Below are 18,393 nucleotides of genomic sequence, written 5' to 3' on the forward strand. Positions count from 1 at the left end.
TGCAGGGGGGACCCTGTGGGAGAGTAGGACGCCGCCGAACAAATTGTGAGTGGGAAGCCCCGCACCGTATGGTGCGGGGCTTTCCGCATTTCCGGTCCCTGTTTCAGGGGCGGTCTGCGTTCGGTGGGTGCAGGGTGAGTGTGGCGACGGCGCCGCCGTCGGGGGCGTTGGCGAAGTGGAGAGTGGCGCCGAGGACGCGGGCCTGGCCTTGGGCGATGGTGAGGCCGAGGCCGTGTCCGCCGGTTGCCTTGTTGCGCTGGGGGCGGGTGCGGAAGCGTTGGGGGCCTTCGGTGAGGAGTTCGTCGGGGTAGCCGTCGCCGTGGTCGCGGATGGTGATGCGAGGGCCGTCGATGGTGAGGGTGACCGGGGGGCGGCCGTGTTTGTGGGCGTTGGCGATGAGGTTGGCGAGGACCCGTTGGAGCCGGCGTTGGTCGGTTTCGATGTGGCAGTCGTTGAGGATGTGGATGGTGGTGGGCAGGGCGGTGGTGTGGACGGTGCGGTGGGCGAGGGGGCCCAGTTGGTGGGTGTCGAGCTCGGCGTGTTCGACTTCGGCGTCGAGGCGGGAGATTTCGAGGAGGTCTTCGGTCAGGCGGCGCATGGCGTGGACGCGTTCTTGGACCATTTCGGTGGGGCGTCCGGGCGGGAGGAGTTCGGCGGCGGTGTGCAGGCCGGTGAGGGGGGTGCGGAGTTCGTGGGCGACGTCGGCGGTGAAGCGTTGTTCGCTGTGGAGTTTGCTTTGGAGGCTGGCGGCCATGGCGTCGAGGGCTGCGGCGACGGCGGCGGTCTCGTCACGGGTGTAGGCGGGGTGGTGGGCGCGGGGGTCGTCGACGCGGGCGTCGAGGTCGCCGGTGCTGATGCGGCGGGCGATGTGGGCGGTGCGGTCGAGGCGCCGGGTGACGTTTTGGGTGGCGTAGAGGCCGATGAGGAGAGTGAGGGTGATGGCGACGGCGGCAGAGCCGATGATGGCCTGGTCGAGGCCGCGGATGACGGCGGCGCGAGGGGTGTAGTCCTCGTGGACGGCGAGGGCCTTGCCGTCGGCGGGGGTGGCGGCCCACATGACGGGGGTCCCGTCGTGGTCGGCGAGCTGCGTGGCGCGTTGGCCGTGTTGGGTCAGGGTGCGTAGCGCGGGCGGGAGATCGGGTGGGTCGAGGCGGGCGTTGGGGCCGAGGGGTTCGCCGGTGGTGTAGGCCTTGACAGTGGTGTCGAGTTGGGTGAGGGCGGCGTTGCGGGCCTGGTTCTCGCTTTGGCGGCTGACCAGGACGTGGACGAGTACGCCGAGGACGGTGGCCAGCAGGCAGCACATCACGGTGATGAACAGGGCGGCTTTCCAGCGCAGCGTCGCGGTGAAGGAGGGCAGGCGCAGCCGTCGGCGGGTGCCGGTTCGTGGGGTGCGGGCGCTCATCGCGCGGCCTCCGGGGAGGAGGAACCGGAAGAGGTCGGGCGGAGCGCGTCGTACTCCGTGATCCGCAGTGCCATGGACTGCTCCCGTTCGTTCCAGGAGTAGACCGTACGCTGCTCGTAGCCGGCCGATCCGCTGGGCTCGCGCAGGATCACGTCCCGGCCCGTCACCTCCACCGACAGTGGCCGGGCGAAGGTGTCCAGGATCCGTACCACCTGCCCGTCCTTGACCATGAAGGCCCAGACGGTCAGCTCGCCCTGCCCCTTGACGCCGACGATCAGCTCGTCCTTCCCGTCACCGTTGAGGTCCCGGTAACGGGGAGCCCGTACCGGACACTCGTTGTCGTGCCGCGGCTCCGCCGTACACCGCTTGATCTTCTGCGTGGTCTCCTCGTCGAACGGCAGTGCGTTGTTCATCGTGACGCCGACGGTGGCCTGTGCTTGGACGATGCCGAGCCACGATGCCTGGTGAATGTCGCCGGACGGCACCTTCGGCACCCCGCGCAGCGGAGTGGGCCGGGCGTCGGACCCCTTCTGACTGGGGGAGGGCGCCTGCGTGGGCTCCTGCCACAGCCGCGCCGGCGCGGAGGCGGCCTGCGTCTGCCTGGCGCTCTTGGGCGCCTCGGTCTGCGTACAGCCGCTCAGCAGCGCGGCAGCCGTCCCCGCGGCAAGGAGCGTCGGCCCGGTCCGTGCGTGGCCGGTGGGTGGCCGGAGGTGGGGGAGGAGCACATCGTTTCCCGTCGGTGGTGCGCAGGCGCGGGCCGGAGGACCCACGTCGTCACGATGCTGGCTGTCCTCTGTTGCGGCAATCCGGCAGCTGTGTAACGCCTACCCATAAGGGTTCGAACGGTGCCGTTACCGCGGCGCCTCGCGGCCGACGCCGCCTTGCCAGGCACCAGGGATCAGAAGCCCGGCGGGGTTTCCGACCAGGCACAGACCGCTGGGACCGTGCCCGGGTTGCGGTAGCGGTGCGGAGTGGAGGACTCGAAGCTGACGCTGTCGCCGGGGCGCAGGTGGTAGTGGACTCCGTCGACCCAGTAGTCGAGCTCGCCGCTGAGGAGGAGCTCCACCTCTTCGCCCGAGTGGGTGTGCGGCTGGTCTCCGGACGACGCGCCCGGAGTCACCTCAAGGATCATCATTTCGAGCCGGCCGACGGGGTTGGGGTTGAGGAGGGTGTAGGTGATCCCCTCCACTCCCGCGCCGGCGGGGCTGCCCGGGGCGTGCAGCCGCAGTCGGCGGCCCTGCCAGCATGCGCACAGCCACCGGTCGTGGCTGGCCAGGACGATCGCGCCAGGACCGGCACCGAGGGCGTCTTCCAGCTCGTCGCACGGGCGCGGGGACAGGTGGTTCGTGGGCTCGTCGAGCAGCAGAAGCTGCGGCGGGCGCGCCATCAGGAGGGCCAGTGCGTGCGTGTAGGCGTCGCGCACCGTGCGGTCCGGGTGCTCGAACACTGTGTCCTGCGTCAGCAGCCCCACGGAAAGGCCCGGCCGCCTGCGTATCTCGCCCTCGGCGCGGAGCAGCCCGGCCAGCAGGGACAGCAGCGTCGACTTTCCGGAGCCGTTGTCTCCCGTGTCCAGGAGGCGGTCCCCCGGCGGGGTGTCCAGGTGCGCGATGCTCAGCCGACCGGGTGTACGTGCGTCGCGCAGCGCGACGAGACTGCTGTCCACGAGGGCACAGGCCGGCCCTTCCGTGGGTTCCTGCGCCGGCTCGACGGCCGGCGCGGTGGCGTGCAGACGCAAGGGCCGGGGCGGTTCGCCGACCTGGGTCCGCTCCAGTTCGCCGAGCCGGCGGGTGGCGTTGCGTACCCGCCGGCAGACCTGCTGCACCCGGCCGGCCCGGTGGCCGTAGCCCATTTCCGGCGCGTCACCCCTCGGGGGCCGCCGTCTCCCGCAGTGTGCCGTCGGCCAGCCGAAGCCAGCGGCCGATGCCGACGCGGGCGAGGAAGTGTTCGTCATGGCTGACGACGACGAACGCCCCCTGATAGGAGGCCAGCGCGCTCTCCAACTGCCCGGCGCTGACCAGGTCGAGGTTGTTCGTCGGCTCGTCCAGGAGCAAGAGCTGCGGGGCCGGTTCGGCGCACAGCACGCAGGCGAGAGTGGCGCGCAGCCGCTCGCCACCGGACAGCACACGCACCGGCAGGTGGGCCCGAGGTCCCCGGAAGAGGAAGCGGGCGAGCAGGTTCATCCGCTCCGCCTCCGTACGGTGCGGGGCGGACACGGCGAAGTTCTCGGCCACGGTCCGGTCGAGGTCGAGTACGTCAAGGCGCTGCGAGAGGTAGGCGATCCGGCTGCCGGCCCGCTTGATCTGCCCCGCGTCGGGTTCGAGGTCGCCGTACAGCAGGCGCAGCAGCGTGGTCTTTCCGGCGCCGTTGGGGCCGGTCAGCGCGATGCGTTCGGGGCCCCGGATCGTCAGGTCGACTCCGTCGGCCGCGAACAGGGGCCGCTCGCCGTGGCTGACGCGGAGGCCCTCGCCGAGGAACAGGTTGCGGCCCGCCGGCACATTGGTGTCGGGCAGGTCCAGCGTGATGCGCTGCTCGTCGCGCACGGCACGCCCCGCCTCGTCCAGGCGGGCCTTGGCCTCGCTGACCCGGGAGGCGTGCATCTGGCCCGCCCGGCCGGCCGACTCCTGGGCCCCGCGCTTCATGTTCCCGGCGAAGATGCGGGGCAGGCCCGCGTTCTTCAGGTTGCGGGAGGCGTTGCTCGCCCGGCGGTCGGCGCGCTCGCGGGCCTGCTGCAACTCGCGTTTCTCGCGCTTGAGTTCCTGCTCGGCGTTGCGCACGTTCTTCTCGGCGGCCTCCTGCTCGGCCTGTACGGCTTCCTCGTACGCGGTGAAGTTGCCGCCGTACAGACGCAGCGCGCCGCGGTCGAGTTCGGCGATGCGGTCCATCCGGTCGAGCAGCGCGCGGTCGTGGCTGACGAGGAGCAGACAGCCGTGCCAGTCCTCCAGTACGCCGTAGAGCTTGTGGCGCGCGTCGAGGTCGAGGTTGTTCGTCGGCTCGTCGAGCAGCAGGACGTCGGGCCGCTTGAGCAGCTGCGCCGCCAGGCCGAGCGAGACGACCTGGCCGCCGCTGAGCGTGCTCAGGCCGCGATCGAGGGACAGCTCCGTGAGACCGAGCCGGTCGAGCTGGGCCCGCGTGCGTTCCTCGATGTCCCAGTCGTCGCCGATGGTCGCGAAGTGCTCCTCGCTCACGTCGCCGGACTCCACGGCGTCCAGGGCCCGGATCACCTCGGCGACGCCCAGTACCTCGGCGACGGTGAGGCCGGCGGCGAGGGGGAGGCTCTGGGGGAGGTAGCCGAGGACGCCGGAGACGGACACGGACCCGCCGGCGGGCCGCAGCTCGCCGGCGACGAGCTTGAGCAGGGTGCTCTTGCCGGACCCGTTGGGCGCGACCAGGCCCGTACGGCCGGGACCCACGGTGAAGGACAGGTCCTGGAAGACGGGGGTGTCGTCGGGCCAGGAGAAGGACAGGTTCGAGCAGACGACGGAAGCGTCGGACATGGGGTACCTCGGAGAAACACCACGGGCCCGGCGGACACCGGTTCCCGGGAGGGCGGGCTGGAGGGCACGACGAGGCGGCCACCACGGCGGTGCTTCCACGCACCGGCCGGCGGCCGTCAGGTCCGGGTATCACCCGGAGATGTCGTCGTCACCCGCCACAGCTGCATCTCCTCGATCCGAGATCACGTCCTCGCCAGGCTAACAGCAACACGTGATCGCCGTGCGGAATATTTTCCCGGTCCGAAACGGTGCGGCGTACGGCCCGCGGACCCGGCTCCCGAGCGCGTCGCACCGCGGGTTGCGGGCCGGGTGCGCGAGCACTTCTCTAAGAGACGGAAACGGAGTACAAGAATCTTTCGCCGGTCGTGTCGAGAACTCCCCATGCGCTCCGACGTCTCGTCCGAGAGGCGCCGACGCGGGCGCCCACCCCGAAGGAGAGGTAGCGCAATGAAGTACATGATGATGGTCCTCGCCAGCCAGGCCGACTACGACGCACAGAGCGGCAAGGGGGCCGAGGGCATCCCCGAATGGTCCCAGAAGGATCTCCAGGCGATGTTCGACCACATGGGCGCCATCAACAACGACCTCGCCGAGTCCGGTGAACTGATCGACGCCCAGGGCCTGGCCGAGCCCGCGCAGACCCGGCTGATCTCCCGCGGCAAGAACGGTGTCGAGATCACCGACGGGCCGTACGGCGAGACCAAGGAGATGCTGGCCGGTTACTGGCTCCTGGACTGTGCCAGCTTCGAGCGGGTCACCGAGATCGCCGCCCGTGTCCTGGAATGCCCGACCCCCGCGAACTCCCCCGACTACCCGATCGTCGTGCGCCCCATCGGCGAGGTGCCGGACACGGTCGAGAGCTGAACGGGCCGGGACCGGACGGGAGAGACGGTGGGACACCCCCGCCGGGACGACTCCGAGGACCTGCGCCGCCTGGCGCCGCAGGTCCTCGGCGCGCTCGTACGGCGCTACGGACACTTCGACACCGCCGAGGACGCCGTACAGGAAGCCCTGCTGGCGGCGTCCGAGCAGTGGCCGCGCGAGGGCCGCCCCGCCAACCCGCGCGGCTGGCTGATCAAGGTCGCGGCCCGCCGCCTGACCGACCTGCTGCGCAGCGAGGAGGCCCGGCGCCGCCGCGAGGAGAACGCCGCCCGGCTCACCCCGCGCGACGCCTGGCACGCGCCGCCACCCGGCGAAAGCCGCCTCCCCACCGAGGACGACACGCTGACCCTGCTGTTCCTGTGCTGCCACCCGGCGCTGAGCGAAACCTTGCAGACCGCGCTCACCCTGCGCGCCGTCGGCGGGCTGACCACCGCCGAGATCGCCCGCGCCCACCTGGTCCCGGAGGCGACGATGGCTCAGCGGATCAGCCGGGCCAAGCAGCGCATCAGGACGGCCGGCGGCCACTTCCGCTTCGAGCAGCCCGCAGGACAGGAACGCGCGACCCGGCTGACCGCCGTCCTCAAGATCCTGTACCTGATCTTCAACGAGGGGTACACGGCGACCTCCGGCCCCAGTCTCCAGCGCGCCGACCTGGCCGCCGAGGCCATCCGCCTGACCCGCGCGGCCGTGCGGCTGCTGCCCGACGACGGCGAGACGACCGGGCTGCTGGCCCTGATGCTGCTGACCGACGCGCGCCGCGCCGCCCGCACCGGTGCCGACGGCTCACTGGTTCCGCTGGCCGAGCAGGACCGCGGGCGCTGGGACAAGGCGGCCATCGACGAGGGCGTGGCCCTGATCACCGGCGCGCTGCGGTCCCCGGCCCCCGTCGGCCCGTACCAGATCCAGGCCGCCATCGCGGCCGTACACGACGAGGCCCCCAGCACCGGGGAAACCGACTGGCCGCAGATCTGCGCCCTCTACAGCGTCCTGCAACGCCTCGCACCGAGCCCCGTGGTCACCCTCAACCACGCCGTCGCGACCGCGATGGCACACGGCCCGCAGGCCGGCCTGGACATGCTGCGCACCCTGGAGGAGGACGACCGGCTGCACGGCCACCACCGGCTGGAAGCAGTGCGCGGCCACCTGCTGGAGGTGGCCGGACGGCACGAAGCAGCGCGCAGAGCCTACGAGTTGGCGGCCGACCGAACTCTCAGCCTCCCCGAAAAGCGCTACCTGCGCTCCCGAGCGGCCCGCCTGGGATGACGGGGCGCCCGCCCACCCGGCGGCTCCGCCCGCCCTACGGGAACCGGCGCCAGAAGCCGAGGGCATGCTCACGGGCGTAGTCGACGGGGCCGATCCGGTCCGGTGCCAGCGACTGGGTGTACGGTCGCGCGCCCGCGCCCCGGTACGGACGCCAGACCGGAAGGCGGGGCCCATTGGGCGTGCCGGTGCGGGCGAAGGCGGCCCACTGGTCCGTCATGGTGTCCGACAGCCACCGCTGCGCCGCCGTGAAGCGCTTGCCGGCCTCGGGCTCCTCGAACAGGTACGGCGTGTCGCCCGCGTGATAGGCGCCGAAGTCGAAGCGGCCCGGCAGCGGGAGGTACAGGGGAGCGTTGCGGTCGGCGAACTCGTAGGCGTACGTCGGAACGCGCCGCGAGAGTGCCGCGTGCTGCGCGTGGATGCCCCGGGCCCACATCCGGTCGGTGACGACGGCCGACCAGGCGATGGCCGGTGACGGGAACTGCGTCAACGGGTACTGCGCGCGCACCGCGCCCGCGCGGCTGCCGAACGCCTTCGTGAGCGCCCGTTGGTAGTCCTCCTCGGTGAACCGCTTGCCGACGGCGTCGTACAACAGCCCCACGAACGTGCGGTGTTCGTCGCGGGTCGCGCCCGACAGCACCGGCACCCGGTGGAAGCGCCCCTCGCGCAGGGACCGGGCCGGCAGCCGAGGCAGCGTCTCGTTGCCGTAGGCGAAGATCTGGAAGGCGTTCATGATGTACGGCACCCGGAGGATCTTCTTGACCGGCAGGGCTCGCAGACACCGCAGCGTGCGTGCGGGGTCGGGCGCCGCGCACCCGAGCGACGAGGTCATCTCCGCGCTGATCTCCGCCGCCTCCCGGGCCGTGCGCCAGACGAACCACGGGTAGCCGGGCACGTCCGGGCCCATCGCCCCGGCCGGCATGTCCATCATGCCCTCGCCACTCGCCAGCACGGCCCGATGGAAGAGCCCGCGCGCCCCGGGGGAGGTGAGGTGCCCCGCGATGGCCGAGGCGCCGAACGAGGAGCCCGCCACGGTCACGCGCGTGGCGTCGCCCCCGAAGGCCGCCGCGTTGCGCCGCACCCAGCGCAACGCGGCCTGCTGGTCCTGGAGCCCGAAGGTCCCCGAGCCCCGCAGCCCCGGGTGCGCGAAGCCGCCGAAGACCCCCAGCCGGTAGTTGACGGTGACGACCACGACGCCGCGGCCGGCCAGTCGGCGCGCGTCGAAGAAGCTGCCCGCGCCGACCGTTCCGTCACCGTGGATCCACACCAGTACGGGGGCGGGGCGGTGCCGTACGGCGGCGGGCGCGGTGACGTTCAGGACCAGGCAGTCCTCCTCCTCGCTGGACACCTGCGCGTACTGGGACGGCACCTGCGGACACAGCGGTCCCGGCTTGGCCGCGTCCCTGACCCCCTGCCACGGCCGCACCGGCCGGGGCGCCGCCCACCGGTACGCACCCTTGGGCGCTCCGGCATACGGGATGCCCTGGAAGAGCCGGTGCCGCGCGGATCGCACGCCCCGTACCAGACCGGCATCGGTCCGTACGGTCACCCGCTCCTCCACCGCCCCGCCTCCCGGCCGTACCCCGCAGGGCACCGCCGACGCGACGGCTCCCGCACTCAGGAAAACCGCCGCCACCGCGGCTCCGGCCAGTCTCCTCGGCCCGCTCCGAACCCTCATGGCACGCTCCCCTCTCACCCACCGATCGACCGGCCAACCGTCCGAACGACACGGCAACGCCGGCGACGACCGCCCGGACACGTAAGCCCCTGGACACACGCCACGCAGTCACCCCTTCAGGGGCCAGGTCGCACATGCGTCCGGCGAAAACGCCGTTTTCCCTGAAGGCGCGCGATCGCATCTGGCAACTGCCACGAGCGATCACGCGCCTCAAGGGCAGAGCCGCCTCACAGGGAGGCGGCCGACCTTCGGGAGTCCCCATGGCGCCGACCGCACCCGACTTCGGACCACGCATCGACCCGTACGCGCCGTACGACCCGCAGCGCGACTGCGACCCCGCCGCCAAGCCCGGCGTCGCCGGCTTCCGCGACCTCGTCCTCGCCGCCTACGCGGGCACCCGGGACCTGGGCATCAGCCGGTCCTGCGGCAGCGGCGGCCAGAGCGAACACAAGGAAGGCCGGGCCTGGGACTGGGGCGTCGAGGTCAACGGCCAGGCCCACCTGGCGGACGACTTGATCAACTGGTTGCACGCCACCGACCGGCACGGCAACCACCACGCACTGGCCCGCCGCTTCGGCGTGATGTACATGATCTGGAACCGGCGCATCTGGATGGCGAACCGCCCCGACGCAGGCTGGCAGCCGTACCGGGGCAGCAACCCGCACACCAACCACATCCACTTCAGCTTCTCCTGGCCCGGCGCCCGCAAGGAAACCACCTGGTGGACGGACGCGGCTCCCCGGACAAGCTCCCGGGTGAGTGTGGGGGTGCCGTCGGTGGTGGATTCCGGTTCGGGGATGGTCGTTTTTGGTGTTGGTGGGTCGGGTGAGGTGGTGCATCGTTGGCAGGGTGTGGCTGGTGGTGCTTGGTCGGGGTGGACGTCGTTGGGGCGGCCTGTGGGGGGTGTGGTGGGGCGGCCGTGGGCTTTGGTGGGGCGGTACGGGAAGTTGGTGGTGTTTGTGCGTGGTGGTGATGGGGTGTTGTGGCATACGTGGCAGTCGGAGGCTGGTGAGTGGGCGCCGAATTGGGTGTCGTTGGGTGGTCGTGTGGCGAGTGATCCGGCGGTGGTGCTGAGTCCGAATGGTGCGTTGTCGGTGTTCGCGCGGGATCCGGGTGGGCGGGTGACGCATACGTGGCAGCGGGGGCCGGAGCAGGGTTATGCGTGGAATGACTCGTGGGCGGATATGGAGGGTTCCGTGCAGGGGCGGCCCACTGTTCTTGTCGGGCGTGATGGCGGGATGGTGTTGTTCGCGCGTGGCACCGATGAGGGTCTGCATCACCGCTGGCAGTCCGGGACGGGTGGGCCGTGGTCGGCTTGGACGCCGTTGGGTGGGCGTGTGGCCAGTGATCCGGCGGTGGTGCTGAGTCCGAATGGTGCGTTGTCGGTCTTTGCGCGGGATCCGGCGGGGCGGGTGACGCATACGTGGCAGCGGGGACCCGAGCAGGGTTACGCCTGGAATGACACGTGGGCGGACATGGAGGGTTCCGTACAGGGTCGGCCCACCGTTCTCGTCGGGCGTGATGGCGGGATGGTGCTGTTCGCGCGTGGCACCGATGAGGGTCTGCATCACCGCTGGCAGACCGGGACGGGCGGACCGTGGTCGGCTTGGACGCCGTTGCATGGTCGTCTCACCAGCGATCCGGCGGTGGTGCTGAACCCGCATGGTTCCCTGTCCGCTTTCGGGCGGCAGCCCAACGGGCACGTCACTCATACCTGGCAGCACGGGCCCGAGCACGGCCACGCCTGGAACGACACCTGGGTCGATATGGAAGGCGACCTGATCAACGACCCACCCGAGGCCGCTGCCAACGACACGCCCCCCGCCCAGACCCCCGCCGCGACACCCGCGTAGACAGGAGAATCGTCATGGCACCCTGCCCCGTTCCACCCAACCGTGACCTGGAAGTCACCAAGGCCGTCTACATCGTCGGACGCGGCCTCGGTGTCTCCGACAAGGTGATGCTCGCCGGCTTCGAGGCCGGCTGGGTCGAGTCACACATGAACAACCTCCAGTGCGGCGACCGCGACTCGCTCGGGGTCTTCCAGCAACGCCCTAGCCAGGGGTGGGGCACACCGCAAGAGATCATGCAGGTGCCTTACGCGGCCACCCAGTTCTTCACCCGGGCCGTCCGCGTCGAGCAGCAGAACCCCCAACTGACCCCAGGCCAGACGGCACAGCGAGTACAGCGCTCCGCGTTTCCCGACCGCTACGACGAGGCCGAGGCCAAGGCGCGGGCGCTCCTCGAAGAGGCGCGGAACGCGGTGGGCGCTCCGCAGACAACGGCCCGGGTGAGTGTGGGGGTGCCGTCGGTGGTGGATTCCGGTTCGGGGATGGTCGTTTTTGGTGTTGGTGGGTCGGGTGAGGTGGTGCATCGTTGGCAGGGTGTGGCTGGTGGTGCGTGGTCGGGGTGGGCGTCGTTGGGGCGGCCTGTGGGGGGTGTGGTGGGGCGGCCGTGGGCTTTGGTGGGGCGGTACGGGAAGTTGGTGGTGTTTGTGCGTGGTGGTGATGGGGCGTTGTGGCATACGTGGCAGTCGGAGGCTGGTGAGTGGGCGCCGAATTGGGTGTCGTTGGGTGGTCGTGTGGCGAGTGATCCGGCGGTGGTGCTGAGTCCGAATGGTGCGTTGTCGGTCTTTGCGCGGGATCCGGGTGGGCGGGTGACGCATACCTGGCAGCGTGGACCCGAGCAGGGTTTCGCCTGGAACGAGACTTGGGCGGATATGGAGGGTTCCGTGCAGGGGCGGCCCACTGTTCTTGTCGGGCGTGATGGCGGGATGGTGTTGTTCGCGCGTGGTGCCGATGAGGGTTTGCATCACCGCTGGCAGTCTGGGACGGGTGGGCCGTGGTCGGCTTGGACGCCGTTGGGTGGGCGTGTGGCCAGTGATCCGGCGGTGGTGCTGAGTCCGAATGGTGCGTTGTCGGTCTTCGCCCGGGACCCGGCGGGGCGGGTGACGCATACGTGGCAGCGGGGGCCGGAGCAGGGTTTCGCCTGGAATGACTCGTGGGCGGATATGGAGGGTTCCGTGCAGGGGCGGCCCACTGTTCTTGTCGGGCGTGATGGCGGGATGGTGTTGTTCGCGCGTGGTGCCGATGAGGGTTTGCATCATCGTTGGCAGTCCGGGACGGGTGGGCCGTGGTCGGCTTGGACGCCGTTGGGTGGTCGTCTCACCAGTGATCCGGCGGTGGTGCTGAACCCGCATGGTTCCCTGTCCGCTTTCGGGCGGGAGTCCAACGGGCACGTCACTCATACCTGGCAGCGAGGGCCCGAGCAGGGCCACGCCTGGAACGACACCTGGGTCGATATGGAAGGCGACCTGGCCAACGACCCACCCGAGGCCGCTGCCGCCCCGGCCTCTGCCCCGACGTTGGCTTAGACGCCGACGGCGCCGCTGGACGGCCGCCCCGCGCGCACGGGGGTGCGGGGCGGCCGTCCTGCGGTCTTTTCCCACGTGTTCACAGGCGCCACCGCACCTCGTGGTCCGGCGCATAACGGCACATCCCGCCGGTCGACACGGCCGCTCGGAGGTGGGCCGCGAGTTCGGGGTGGTGTTCTCCCAGGCGGCGCAGGGTGTCCCGGATGCGGGCGGTGACGTTCTTACGGGCGCGGTCGGTCTCGTCGCCCAGGCGGCGGGAGCGGCCGGCCAGGCCCGCGGCCTTGCGGAGTTCGGCGAGCAGAGCCTCGCGCTCGTGGTCGTACGCTGCGGCCACGCGGTCGTCGCCGCGGGCGGCTGCGCTGTCGATCTCCTCGTCCAACTGGTCCAGGCGCCGCCGGTAGCGGGCCTTCGCTTCGTCGTCCAGGACCGCGTCGCTTCCTAGGGTGCCCGCCGCCGCTGCCATGGGCGCGCTGTCCGGGTACAGCAGGCGAACGGCCGGGACGTTCTGGCCGGGGCAGCTGAGCAGCGTGTGCAGGTCAGCCAGTCCTTTGGCGTCGGGGACGTGGACGGTGCGGCCCGCGTAGCGAAGGCGCCACACGGCGCCGTTGCGTACGAACTCCCGCTCCGGTTGGTGGGTATGGGGGGTGATGGGCGGGGCGGGTGCGGGGAGGAGGGCGCGGGTCCGGTTGACGATGTGGGGCATGCCCAGCTCGCGGGCTTCGGCCTCGGCGTCACGCAACAGGGCGGTGGCCCGTTCCTTGTCGCCGTGGTCCGCGCGGGCGAGCAGGGCGCAGGCCAGTTCCGTACGGGCGCGAACCGACCAGGGGCGGCCGAGGAGCCGGTCGGCCGACTGCCGGGCGGAGGTGAGGTCGCGTACCGCTGCCGCCCATCGCTCCTCGGCAGCGTGCAGCATGCCCGTCCACAGGGCTGCCGGTCCGCTGATGTCCCAGCCGAACAGGGAGACCAGCCACTGCCCTCGGTACGGCGCCAAGGCGGCGTGTGCCTGTTCGCAGCGTGCCGGGTCACGGGACGCCGCCGCGCTCTGCGCCTGTAGTCGGATCCGCAGTGGAGCGATGCCGCGTTCCAGCACGCTGTCCCCGGGCGGGCCGTCTCCGGGCCACGGCACCGGACCGCACCAGGAGCCATCCTGCTCCAATGCGGTGATGCCCGCGAGGACTTGGGCGTACAGGTGGTCCCGCCCGGACATCGTCCGGTGGGCCTGCTCCGCCTCGGGGAAGCTGCCTTGGAGGAGGGACAGTGCCCAGCGGTGGTGGCCGATGAAGTACTGGTAGTAGTTGGCGTGGGTGCCGCTGAGGGCCAGTGTCTGTGCGAGCAGGTCGCCGGCCTCGGGGAACCGGCCCATGAACGCGTACACGACGCTGCGGTCGATGACCGAGATCATGCTGGTCCGAGGCAGTCCGCAGGCGTCGGCGCCGGCGACCATGGCGTAGAACTGCCGCAGGAAGCCGGGGTCGTCCTGTTCGAGCAGGGCGACCCAGCGCATCGACGCCGCCAGGTGTTCCATCCACACATCGGCCCGGCGGCGGGACACCTCCATCAGCTCCCCGGCCACTCGGACCCGCTGTGCGGCCGTGCCCGGTTCCCATACGGCGTGCAGGCGCGCCCACAGCCCCAGGTGCAGCGCGTCGTCGTCGGCGGCGGCGCGGGCGGCCGCCACGACGCGGCGGGCCACCCCCTCCGCCGGGCCCATTTCGGGGGCACCGGGCTCGTCGTCCGTGGCGCGGGGGCCGGGCACCAGTACGCGGTGTGCTTCACGCATCGCCCGGGTCTTGAGCCCCGTCCGGTCGCCCCGGCCGTCCGCGCTGTGCAGTGTGAGGGCCACCCGGCCCACGAGTTCGGCGTCGCCCGTGCCGGACGCCAGCGTGGCGGCGTCCTCGTACACCAGCCAGGAGCGTTCGTGCTCGCCGAGGAGCTGGAGTTCGGCGCCGAGGTCGAGGGCGAGCAGGACGTGGCGGCGCGGGTCACCGGTGCCGAGCCGTTCCAGCGCATGCCGGTAGTGCACCACGGCCTCCTCGCTCGCCAGCCTGCTCACGGCGTGCCGGGCCGCCGCCACCAGGATGTCCACCGCCTCGCCCGCGTCGAGGTCCGGGCCGGCGAAGTAGGCGTGCCGGGCGAGGTCGGTGGGCCGCGCCCGGTCCCCGGCGCCGGCCGTGTCCCGCAGGGCGCGTACGGCCGCGGCGTGCAGATGGCGGCGCCGGTCCGCCGTCAGCCCGTCGTACAGAGTCTCCCGTACCAGGTCGTGGGTGAAGACGTACGCGTCGGCCGCCGAGGGTTCCAGCAGCCCGGCTGCGGCCGCCTCCCCGAGCAGACTGGTGGCGAGCGGCTCAGGCGACCCGGCAGTGCGGGCCAGTGTGCCCCGCTCGAACCGGCGGCCCAGCACGGCGGCGGCGCCGAGCAGCCGCACGGCGGGCTCGCCGAGCAGCGACAGCCGCCGGTGCACCACGGCGCGCACCCCGGGCGCGACGGCGGCGACGGGCTGGCCCGTGGACCACAGGCGGGCCGTCTCCTCCACGAAGTACGGGTTGCCGCCGGTGCGTTCGCACACCTCGGCGGTCGTGGCGGCGTCGGGCCGGGTGCCGACCGTGCGCGTGACCAGTTCCTCGACCTGCGGCGGGGTCAGGCCCGTCAACGTGATCGTGGTGGCTTTGGCCGCGAGCCGCGGCAGCAACGGCCGCAGGGGGTGGTCGGGCCGCTGCACCTCGACGTCCCGGTACGTGCCGATCACGAGCAGCCGCTCGAACCAGGCGTGCTGTGCCGTGAACTCCAGCAGGCTCAGCGACGCGGCGTCCGCCCAGTGCAGGTCCTCCAGCACCACGGCCACGGGGCGGCTCTGCGACATGACGGACAGCAGGGTGGTCACCGCGTCGAACAGCTCGAAGCGCACCGCGTCCCCGGTGCCCGCGCCCTCGCCCAGCAGGACGGAAAGCGCTCCACCGGCGGCCGTCGCCGCCCCCTCCCACTCCCCGGCGGTCGCACCGCGCCGCAGGCTCCGCACGGCCTGCGTCCACGGCCAGAAGCCGGGGGTGCCGTCGGCGTCCCAGCAGGCGCCGTGCACCACCAGCATGCCGCCGCGCTCCCGCGCCTCGTCCACCGCGCCGCGTACCAAGGACGTCTTGCCGATGCCGGCCTCGCCCGTGACCATCACCAGCCCGCCGTGACTGGCGCGCGCCCGCTCCAGGCGGGACCGCAACACCCCTGCGCTGTGCTCCCGCCCGATCAGCGTGGTCTCCATGCGTACGTCCTCCCGGGCGCGGGTCCGCGGCTTGTGGCACCTCAGCGTCCCGGCCGCGCGCCGCGTCGGCGGTACGTCACCGTGTGCCGTCGCTGCCTTGATAGCCGCAGCCCGGGAGGCCGCGCGGAGTTACGTACCGAAGTCACCTTCCCGAGTGCACGGGTTTGCCGGGGGTTGGGTCGCTCCCGTCGGCCAGGTTCTTGGCGACGTTCCTGTTCAAGTGCTCGCGCCACCGGTCGCGGTGGTTCCGGGCCCCTTCTTCACCGGCCAGTGCCGCGCAGAAGCGCTCAATGTCGTCCCCGAGCACCTCGTGGACGCTCTGCCCCCTGCCTGCCGGCAGACGGGTCGCCGCCCCTGGGGGAGTTTTCCGGTGGGCCGCCTTATCGGGTTTCCGGCTCCTCGAACTGCTCGAACAGCACCTCGTAGCCGTCCGGGTCCAGGCCCATGAACACCCGCGCCCACCCGGCCTCTGCCGGCTCGAACGTCACGGGCAGCCCCTCCTGTCGCCACAAGGCGTACACGGCGTCCAGGTCGCGCGTCGGTATGGCCAGTACGAAGCCGAGACCCAGCGGACCGGCCTTGACCGCCTGCTCCCGTTCCGCGTCGGGATACCCGTGCGCATCGAGGTCCGACAGGATCAACCACGTGTGCCCGTACGTCAGATACCGCAAATGTGGCTGCTCCTGGTTCGGCAACTCCCGGAATCCCAGCCGCAGGTACAAGTCGCCGGACGCACTGAGATCACGGACCCGCAAGCCCACCTTGAGCTGCTTGCTCCCCATCATGAACCGCTCCTCTCCCGGGTTCTGCGTCAGCGGCCGTCCGTACGCGCAGGTGGTGTGGGCTACCGGTGCAGCAGGAACACGTCCTCGGCATTGTTGGTGTCGCCGGTCACCAGGTCAGGGGCCCAGGAGGAGACGGCGATCCGCCGGGCGTGCGCGTCGGGTGCGGCCGTTCCGTGCCGCCCTGTCCCCGGGGCCAGCACGTGTCGCCTGTCCCCGGTTTCGAGGTTTTGTACGCTCAGCCCCGTCCCGTCGTGGAAGACGAGGTGCCGGCCGTCGGCGCTGATGGTGCCCGCCGAGGTGCTCTCCCCGGGGGCGGTGGCGTCCAGCCGCCAGGTCGTGGCGCCGTGCAGATCGCGGACGAAGACGTTGCGCTCCCGGTTGGTGTCACCGGGGGTGATCTTGTCGGACGCGGTCTCGAAGAGGACGTAGCGGCCGTCGGGGCTGATGCCGGCCGGCGAGGACATCCGGTCCGAGGGCCCCGCTCCGTCGTACGGCACGTCGACCTGCTGCGTCCGCCCGGTCGCCCGGTCGGTGACGTACACGTCCTGCACCGGCGGCCCGGACACCTTCGACACGTACATCCCGTACGCGACGAAGCGGCCGTCCGCGCTGATTCTCGGGCCGGCGGCGGCACGGGCCCAGTCGGCGGGCGGGGCGCTCACCCGCTGTGTGACGCCTTTGACCAGGTCCCTGACGTAGATGCGCACCTCGCCCCGCACGCCGAGCGGGTACCACGGCGCGTCGTCCGCCACGAAGGCGACGTAACGGCCGTCGGCGCTGAGGGAGGGGGACCGGGAGACGATGCCGTAGCCCTCGTCCAGGCCGACGTTCGCCTTGACGGTGCGGCCGGTGCGCACGTCCCGTACGTACACGTCGGCGACCTCACCCGGCGGGCCGGGCCGTCCGTCGTCGTAGCGGGAGATGGAGGCGAAGGCCAGGTGGCGGCCGTCGGCGCTCAGCGCGGGCTCGTCCGTCCAGGCCTTCGCGGGCGCGCCGGCGTCCTGTGCGTCGACCCGGGTCAGGGAACCGGTGCGCAGGTACTTCAAGAAGACGTGGGGTTGGTATTGCACGCCGCCCGGAGGGAAGTTGGTGGCCTGGGAGGAGAACGCGGCGATGCCACCATCGGCGCTGAGGGATGGGGCGTAGGAGATGCCGTCTCCCTGAGCGCCCTCCTCGGTGACGCTGATCCGCTCGACACGTGGCGGCCTGTCGCCGGACCGCGGACCGGCCATGCCCGCCGGGGCTGCCGCGACGGGCGCGGCACCGACCGCCACCACGACCGCCACCAAGACCGCCGCCAGTGCCGAGACCAGCGCGCTTCCAGGGCTCACGCGTTCATGAGCACTCATGGTCCCCCCCCCGAGTGAAGGGTCCCCGGGCAAGCCCGCACCGGGGTACATCAGGACACCCTCGCACCGCCGACTCCGGCGCGCCGCTCCTCTTTCCGGACATCCCATCCGCCGCTCTGGCCCGTCGCTCTGGCCCTCTGATCCTCTGGCCTGAAAGGTGGGGTGGCATGGCCGCGAAAACCGGTCACCCGCCAGGGAGTGTGGACGTCCTGGTGGGTGACCGGGGCGGGACGTGAGAGCGGTGGCTCCGGGTGGATCAGTGCTGCTGGTGGTGGGCGTGCGCTTCGGCGGTGGTCTTCAGGTCGCGCAGCCACTGTTCGAGGCCCTCGCGGAGGATCCTGGTCGCGGTGGGAACGTCCGATTCGACCTGCTCGCCGGTGTGGGTCTCCTCGGTGCTCACCCGGACGCCGCCTTTGACCTTGGTGAAGTTCCATACGTGAACGCCGTTGTCGATACGCAGTCCGTCACCGACCGCAGGGCCGGTCCAGCGGATGCAGGAGTGGTGCTTGAGCTGCTCGACGGTCGAGGTGATTTCCAGGGTGGTGGCGGGAGTGGTGGGGGTTGGGGGCGCCGGGGTCGTCCACCGGAAGACCGAACCCCTGCGGAGGGGGCCGTGGTCGAGGCGTTCCGCGGTCGTGACGGGGGCTTGCCAGGACGGCCAGCGCTCCACGTCGGTATGCAGTTTCCAAATGGTTTGCAGCGGCGCGTGGATGACGGTCTCGGTCTGGTGCCGAATGAGCGCGTCGGGGTCGACACCCTGCCCGCGGCATGTCAGCGGCGACGTGTCGGGACGGGGGGCGGTGGCACCGGCGGGGGTGACGGTGGTGGCGAGGACACCGACGACGAGCGGGACGGTGGACAGGGCGGCGCGGATGCTGGTGTGGCGGATGCCGGGCATGACGGGTTCCTTGTCGGTT

Annotated in this window: 14 protein-coding genes; 4 read left to right on the forward strand and 10 right to left on the reverse strand. The window is 71.6% G+C overall.

Annotation, left to right across the window (positions count from 1 at the left end):
• Positions 1-103 precede the first annotated feature (103 nt).
• The 4 genes from ACH4K4_RS25505 to abc-f form a co-directional block, all read right to left on the reverse strand.
• Positions 104-1,402, reverse strand: coding sequence for an ATP-binding protein (locus tag ACH4K4_RS25505; RefSeq protein ID WP_398170340.1), 1,299 nt, complete (start codon positions 1,400-1,402; stop codon positions 104-106).
• The gene (locus tag ACH4K4_RS25510) at positions 1,399-2,127 is read right to left on the reverse strand and encodes a hypothetical protein (protein ID WP_398170341.1); all 729 of its coding nucleotides are present in this window, start codon (positions 2,125-2,127) and stop codon (positions 1,399-1,401) included. Before ACH4K4_RS25510 ends, ACH4K4_RS25505 begins: the two co-directional genes overlap by 4 nt.
• Before the next feature lie 173 nt (positions 2,128-2,300).
• Entirely contained in the window at positions 2,301-3,251 is a 951-nt protein-coding gene (locus ACH4K4_RS25515) for a cupin domain-containing protein (protein WP_398170342.1), read from the reverse strand.
• Between the two features lie 10 nt (positions 3,252-3,261).
• Complete coding sequence (abc-f, locus tag ACH4K4_RS25520; RefSeq protein ID WP_398170343.1) at positions 3,262-4,896, reverse strand: ribosomal protection-like ABC-F family protein; 1,635 nt, start codon at positions 4,894-4,896, stop codon at positions 3,262-3,264.
• Positions 4,897-5,343: 447 nt separating this feature from the next.
• Between abc-f and ACH4K4_RS25525 the strand changes: the two genes are divergently transcribed.
• A complete protein-coding gene (locus ACH4K4_RS25525; RefSeq protein ID WP_398170344.1) occupies positions 5,344-5,760 on the forward strand; it encodes a YciI family protein in 417 nt (138 codons plus the stop codon).
• 27 nt (positions 5,761-5,787) lie between these two features.
• On the forward strand, positions 5,788-7,041 hold the full coding sequence (locus ACH4K4_RS25530; RefSeq protein WP_398170345.1) for an RNA polymerase sigma factor: 1,254 nt from the start codon (positions 5,788-5,790) through the stop codon (positions 7,039-7,041).
• A 34-nt stretch (positions 7,042-7,075) separates the two neighbouring features.
• Here ACH4K4_RS25530 and ACH4K4_RS25535 read toward each other — a convergent pair whose 3' ends face one another.
• Complete coding sequence (locus ACH4K4_RS25535) at positions 7,076-8,716, reverse strand: carboxylesterase/lipase family protein (RefSeq protein WP_398170346.1); 1,641 nt, start codon at positions 8,714-8,716, stop codon at positions 7,076-7,078.
• A 260-nt stretch (positions 8,717-8,976) separates the two neighbouring features.
• Between ACH4K4_RS25535 and ACH4K4_RS25540 the strand changes: the two genes are divergently transcribed.
• Positions 8,977-10,569 carry a hypothetical protein gene (locus ACH4K4_RS25540; protein WP_398170347.1) on the forward strand — a complete coding sequence of 531 codons (1,593 nt, stop codon included), beginning with the start codon at positions 8,977-8,979 and terminating at the stop codon, positions 10,567-10,569.
• Positions 10,570-10,583: 14 nt separating this feature from the next.
• Positions 10,584-12,089, forward strand: a complete 1,506-nt coding sequence (locus tag ACH4K4_RS25545; protein WP_398170348.1) for a hypothetical protein — start codon at positions 10,584-10,586, stop codon at positions 12,087-12,089.
• A gap of 79 nt (positions 12,090-12,168) precedes the next feature.
• Here the strand turns inward: ACH4K4_RS25545 and ACH4K4_RS25550 are convergent, their stop codons facing one another.
• The 5 genes from ACH4K4_RS25550 to ACH4K4_RS25570 all read right to left on the reverse strand — a co-directional run bounded on the left by ACH4K4_RS25550 (position 12,169) and on the right by ACH4K4_RS25570 (position 18,374).
• Positions 12,169-15,342 (reverse strand): ATP-binding protein, encoded by a 3,174-nt coding sequence (locus ACH4K4_RS25550; RefSeq protein WP_398170349.1) that lies wholly within the window; start codon positions 15,340-15,342, stop codon positions 12,169-12,171.
• A gap of 142 nt (positions 15,343-15,484) precedes the next feature.
• Positions 15,485-15,682 (reverse strand): DUF1048 domain-containing protein, encoded by a 198-nt coding sequence (locus ACH4K4_RS25555; RefSeq protein ID WP_398170637.1) that lies wholly within the window; start codon positions 15,680-15,682, stop codon positions 15,485-15,487.
• Positions 15,683-15,722: 40 nt separating this feature from the next.
• Entirely contained in the window at positions 15,723-16,127 is a 405-nt protein-coding gene (locus tag ACH4K4_RS25560; protein WP_398170350.1) for a VOC family protein, read from the reverse strand.
• Positions 16,128-16,186: 59 nt separating this feature from the next.
• Positions 16,187-17,458 (reverse strand): TolB family protein, encoded by a 1,272-nt coding sequence (locus ACH4K4_RS25565; protein WP_398170352.1) that lies wholly within the window; start codon positions 17,456-17,458, stop codon positions 16,187-16,189.
• Between the two features lie 274 nt (positions 17,459-17,732).
• Positions 17,733-18,374, reverse strand: coding sequence for an SRPBCC family protein (locus tag ACH4K4_RS25570; RefSeq protein ID WP_398170354.1), 642 nt, complete (start codon positions 18,372-18,374; stop codon positions 17,733-17,735).
• Positions 18,375-18,393 lie beyond the last annotated feature (19 nt).

Source organism: Streptomyces sp. NPDC017529, assembly GCF_044329785.1.
Lineage (GTDB): Bacteria > Actinomycetota > Actinomycetes > Streptomycetales > Streptomycetaceae > Streptomyces.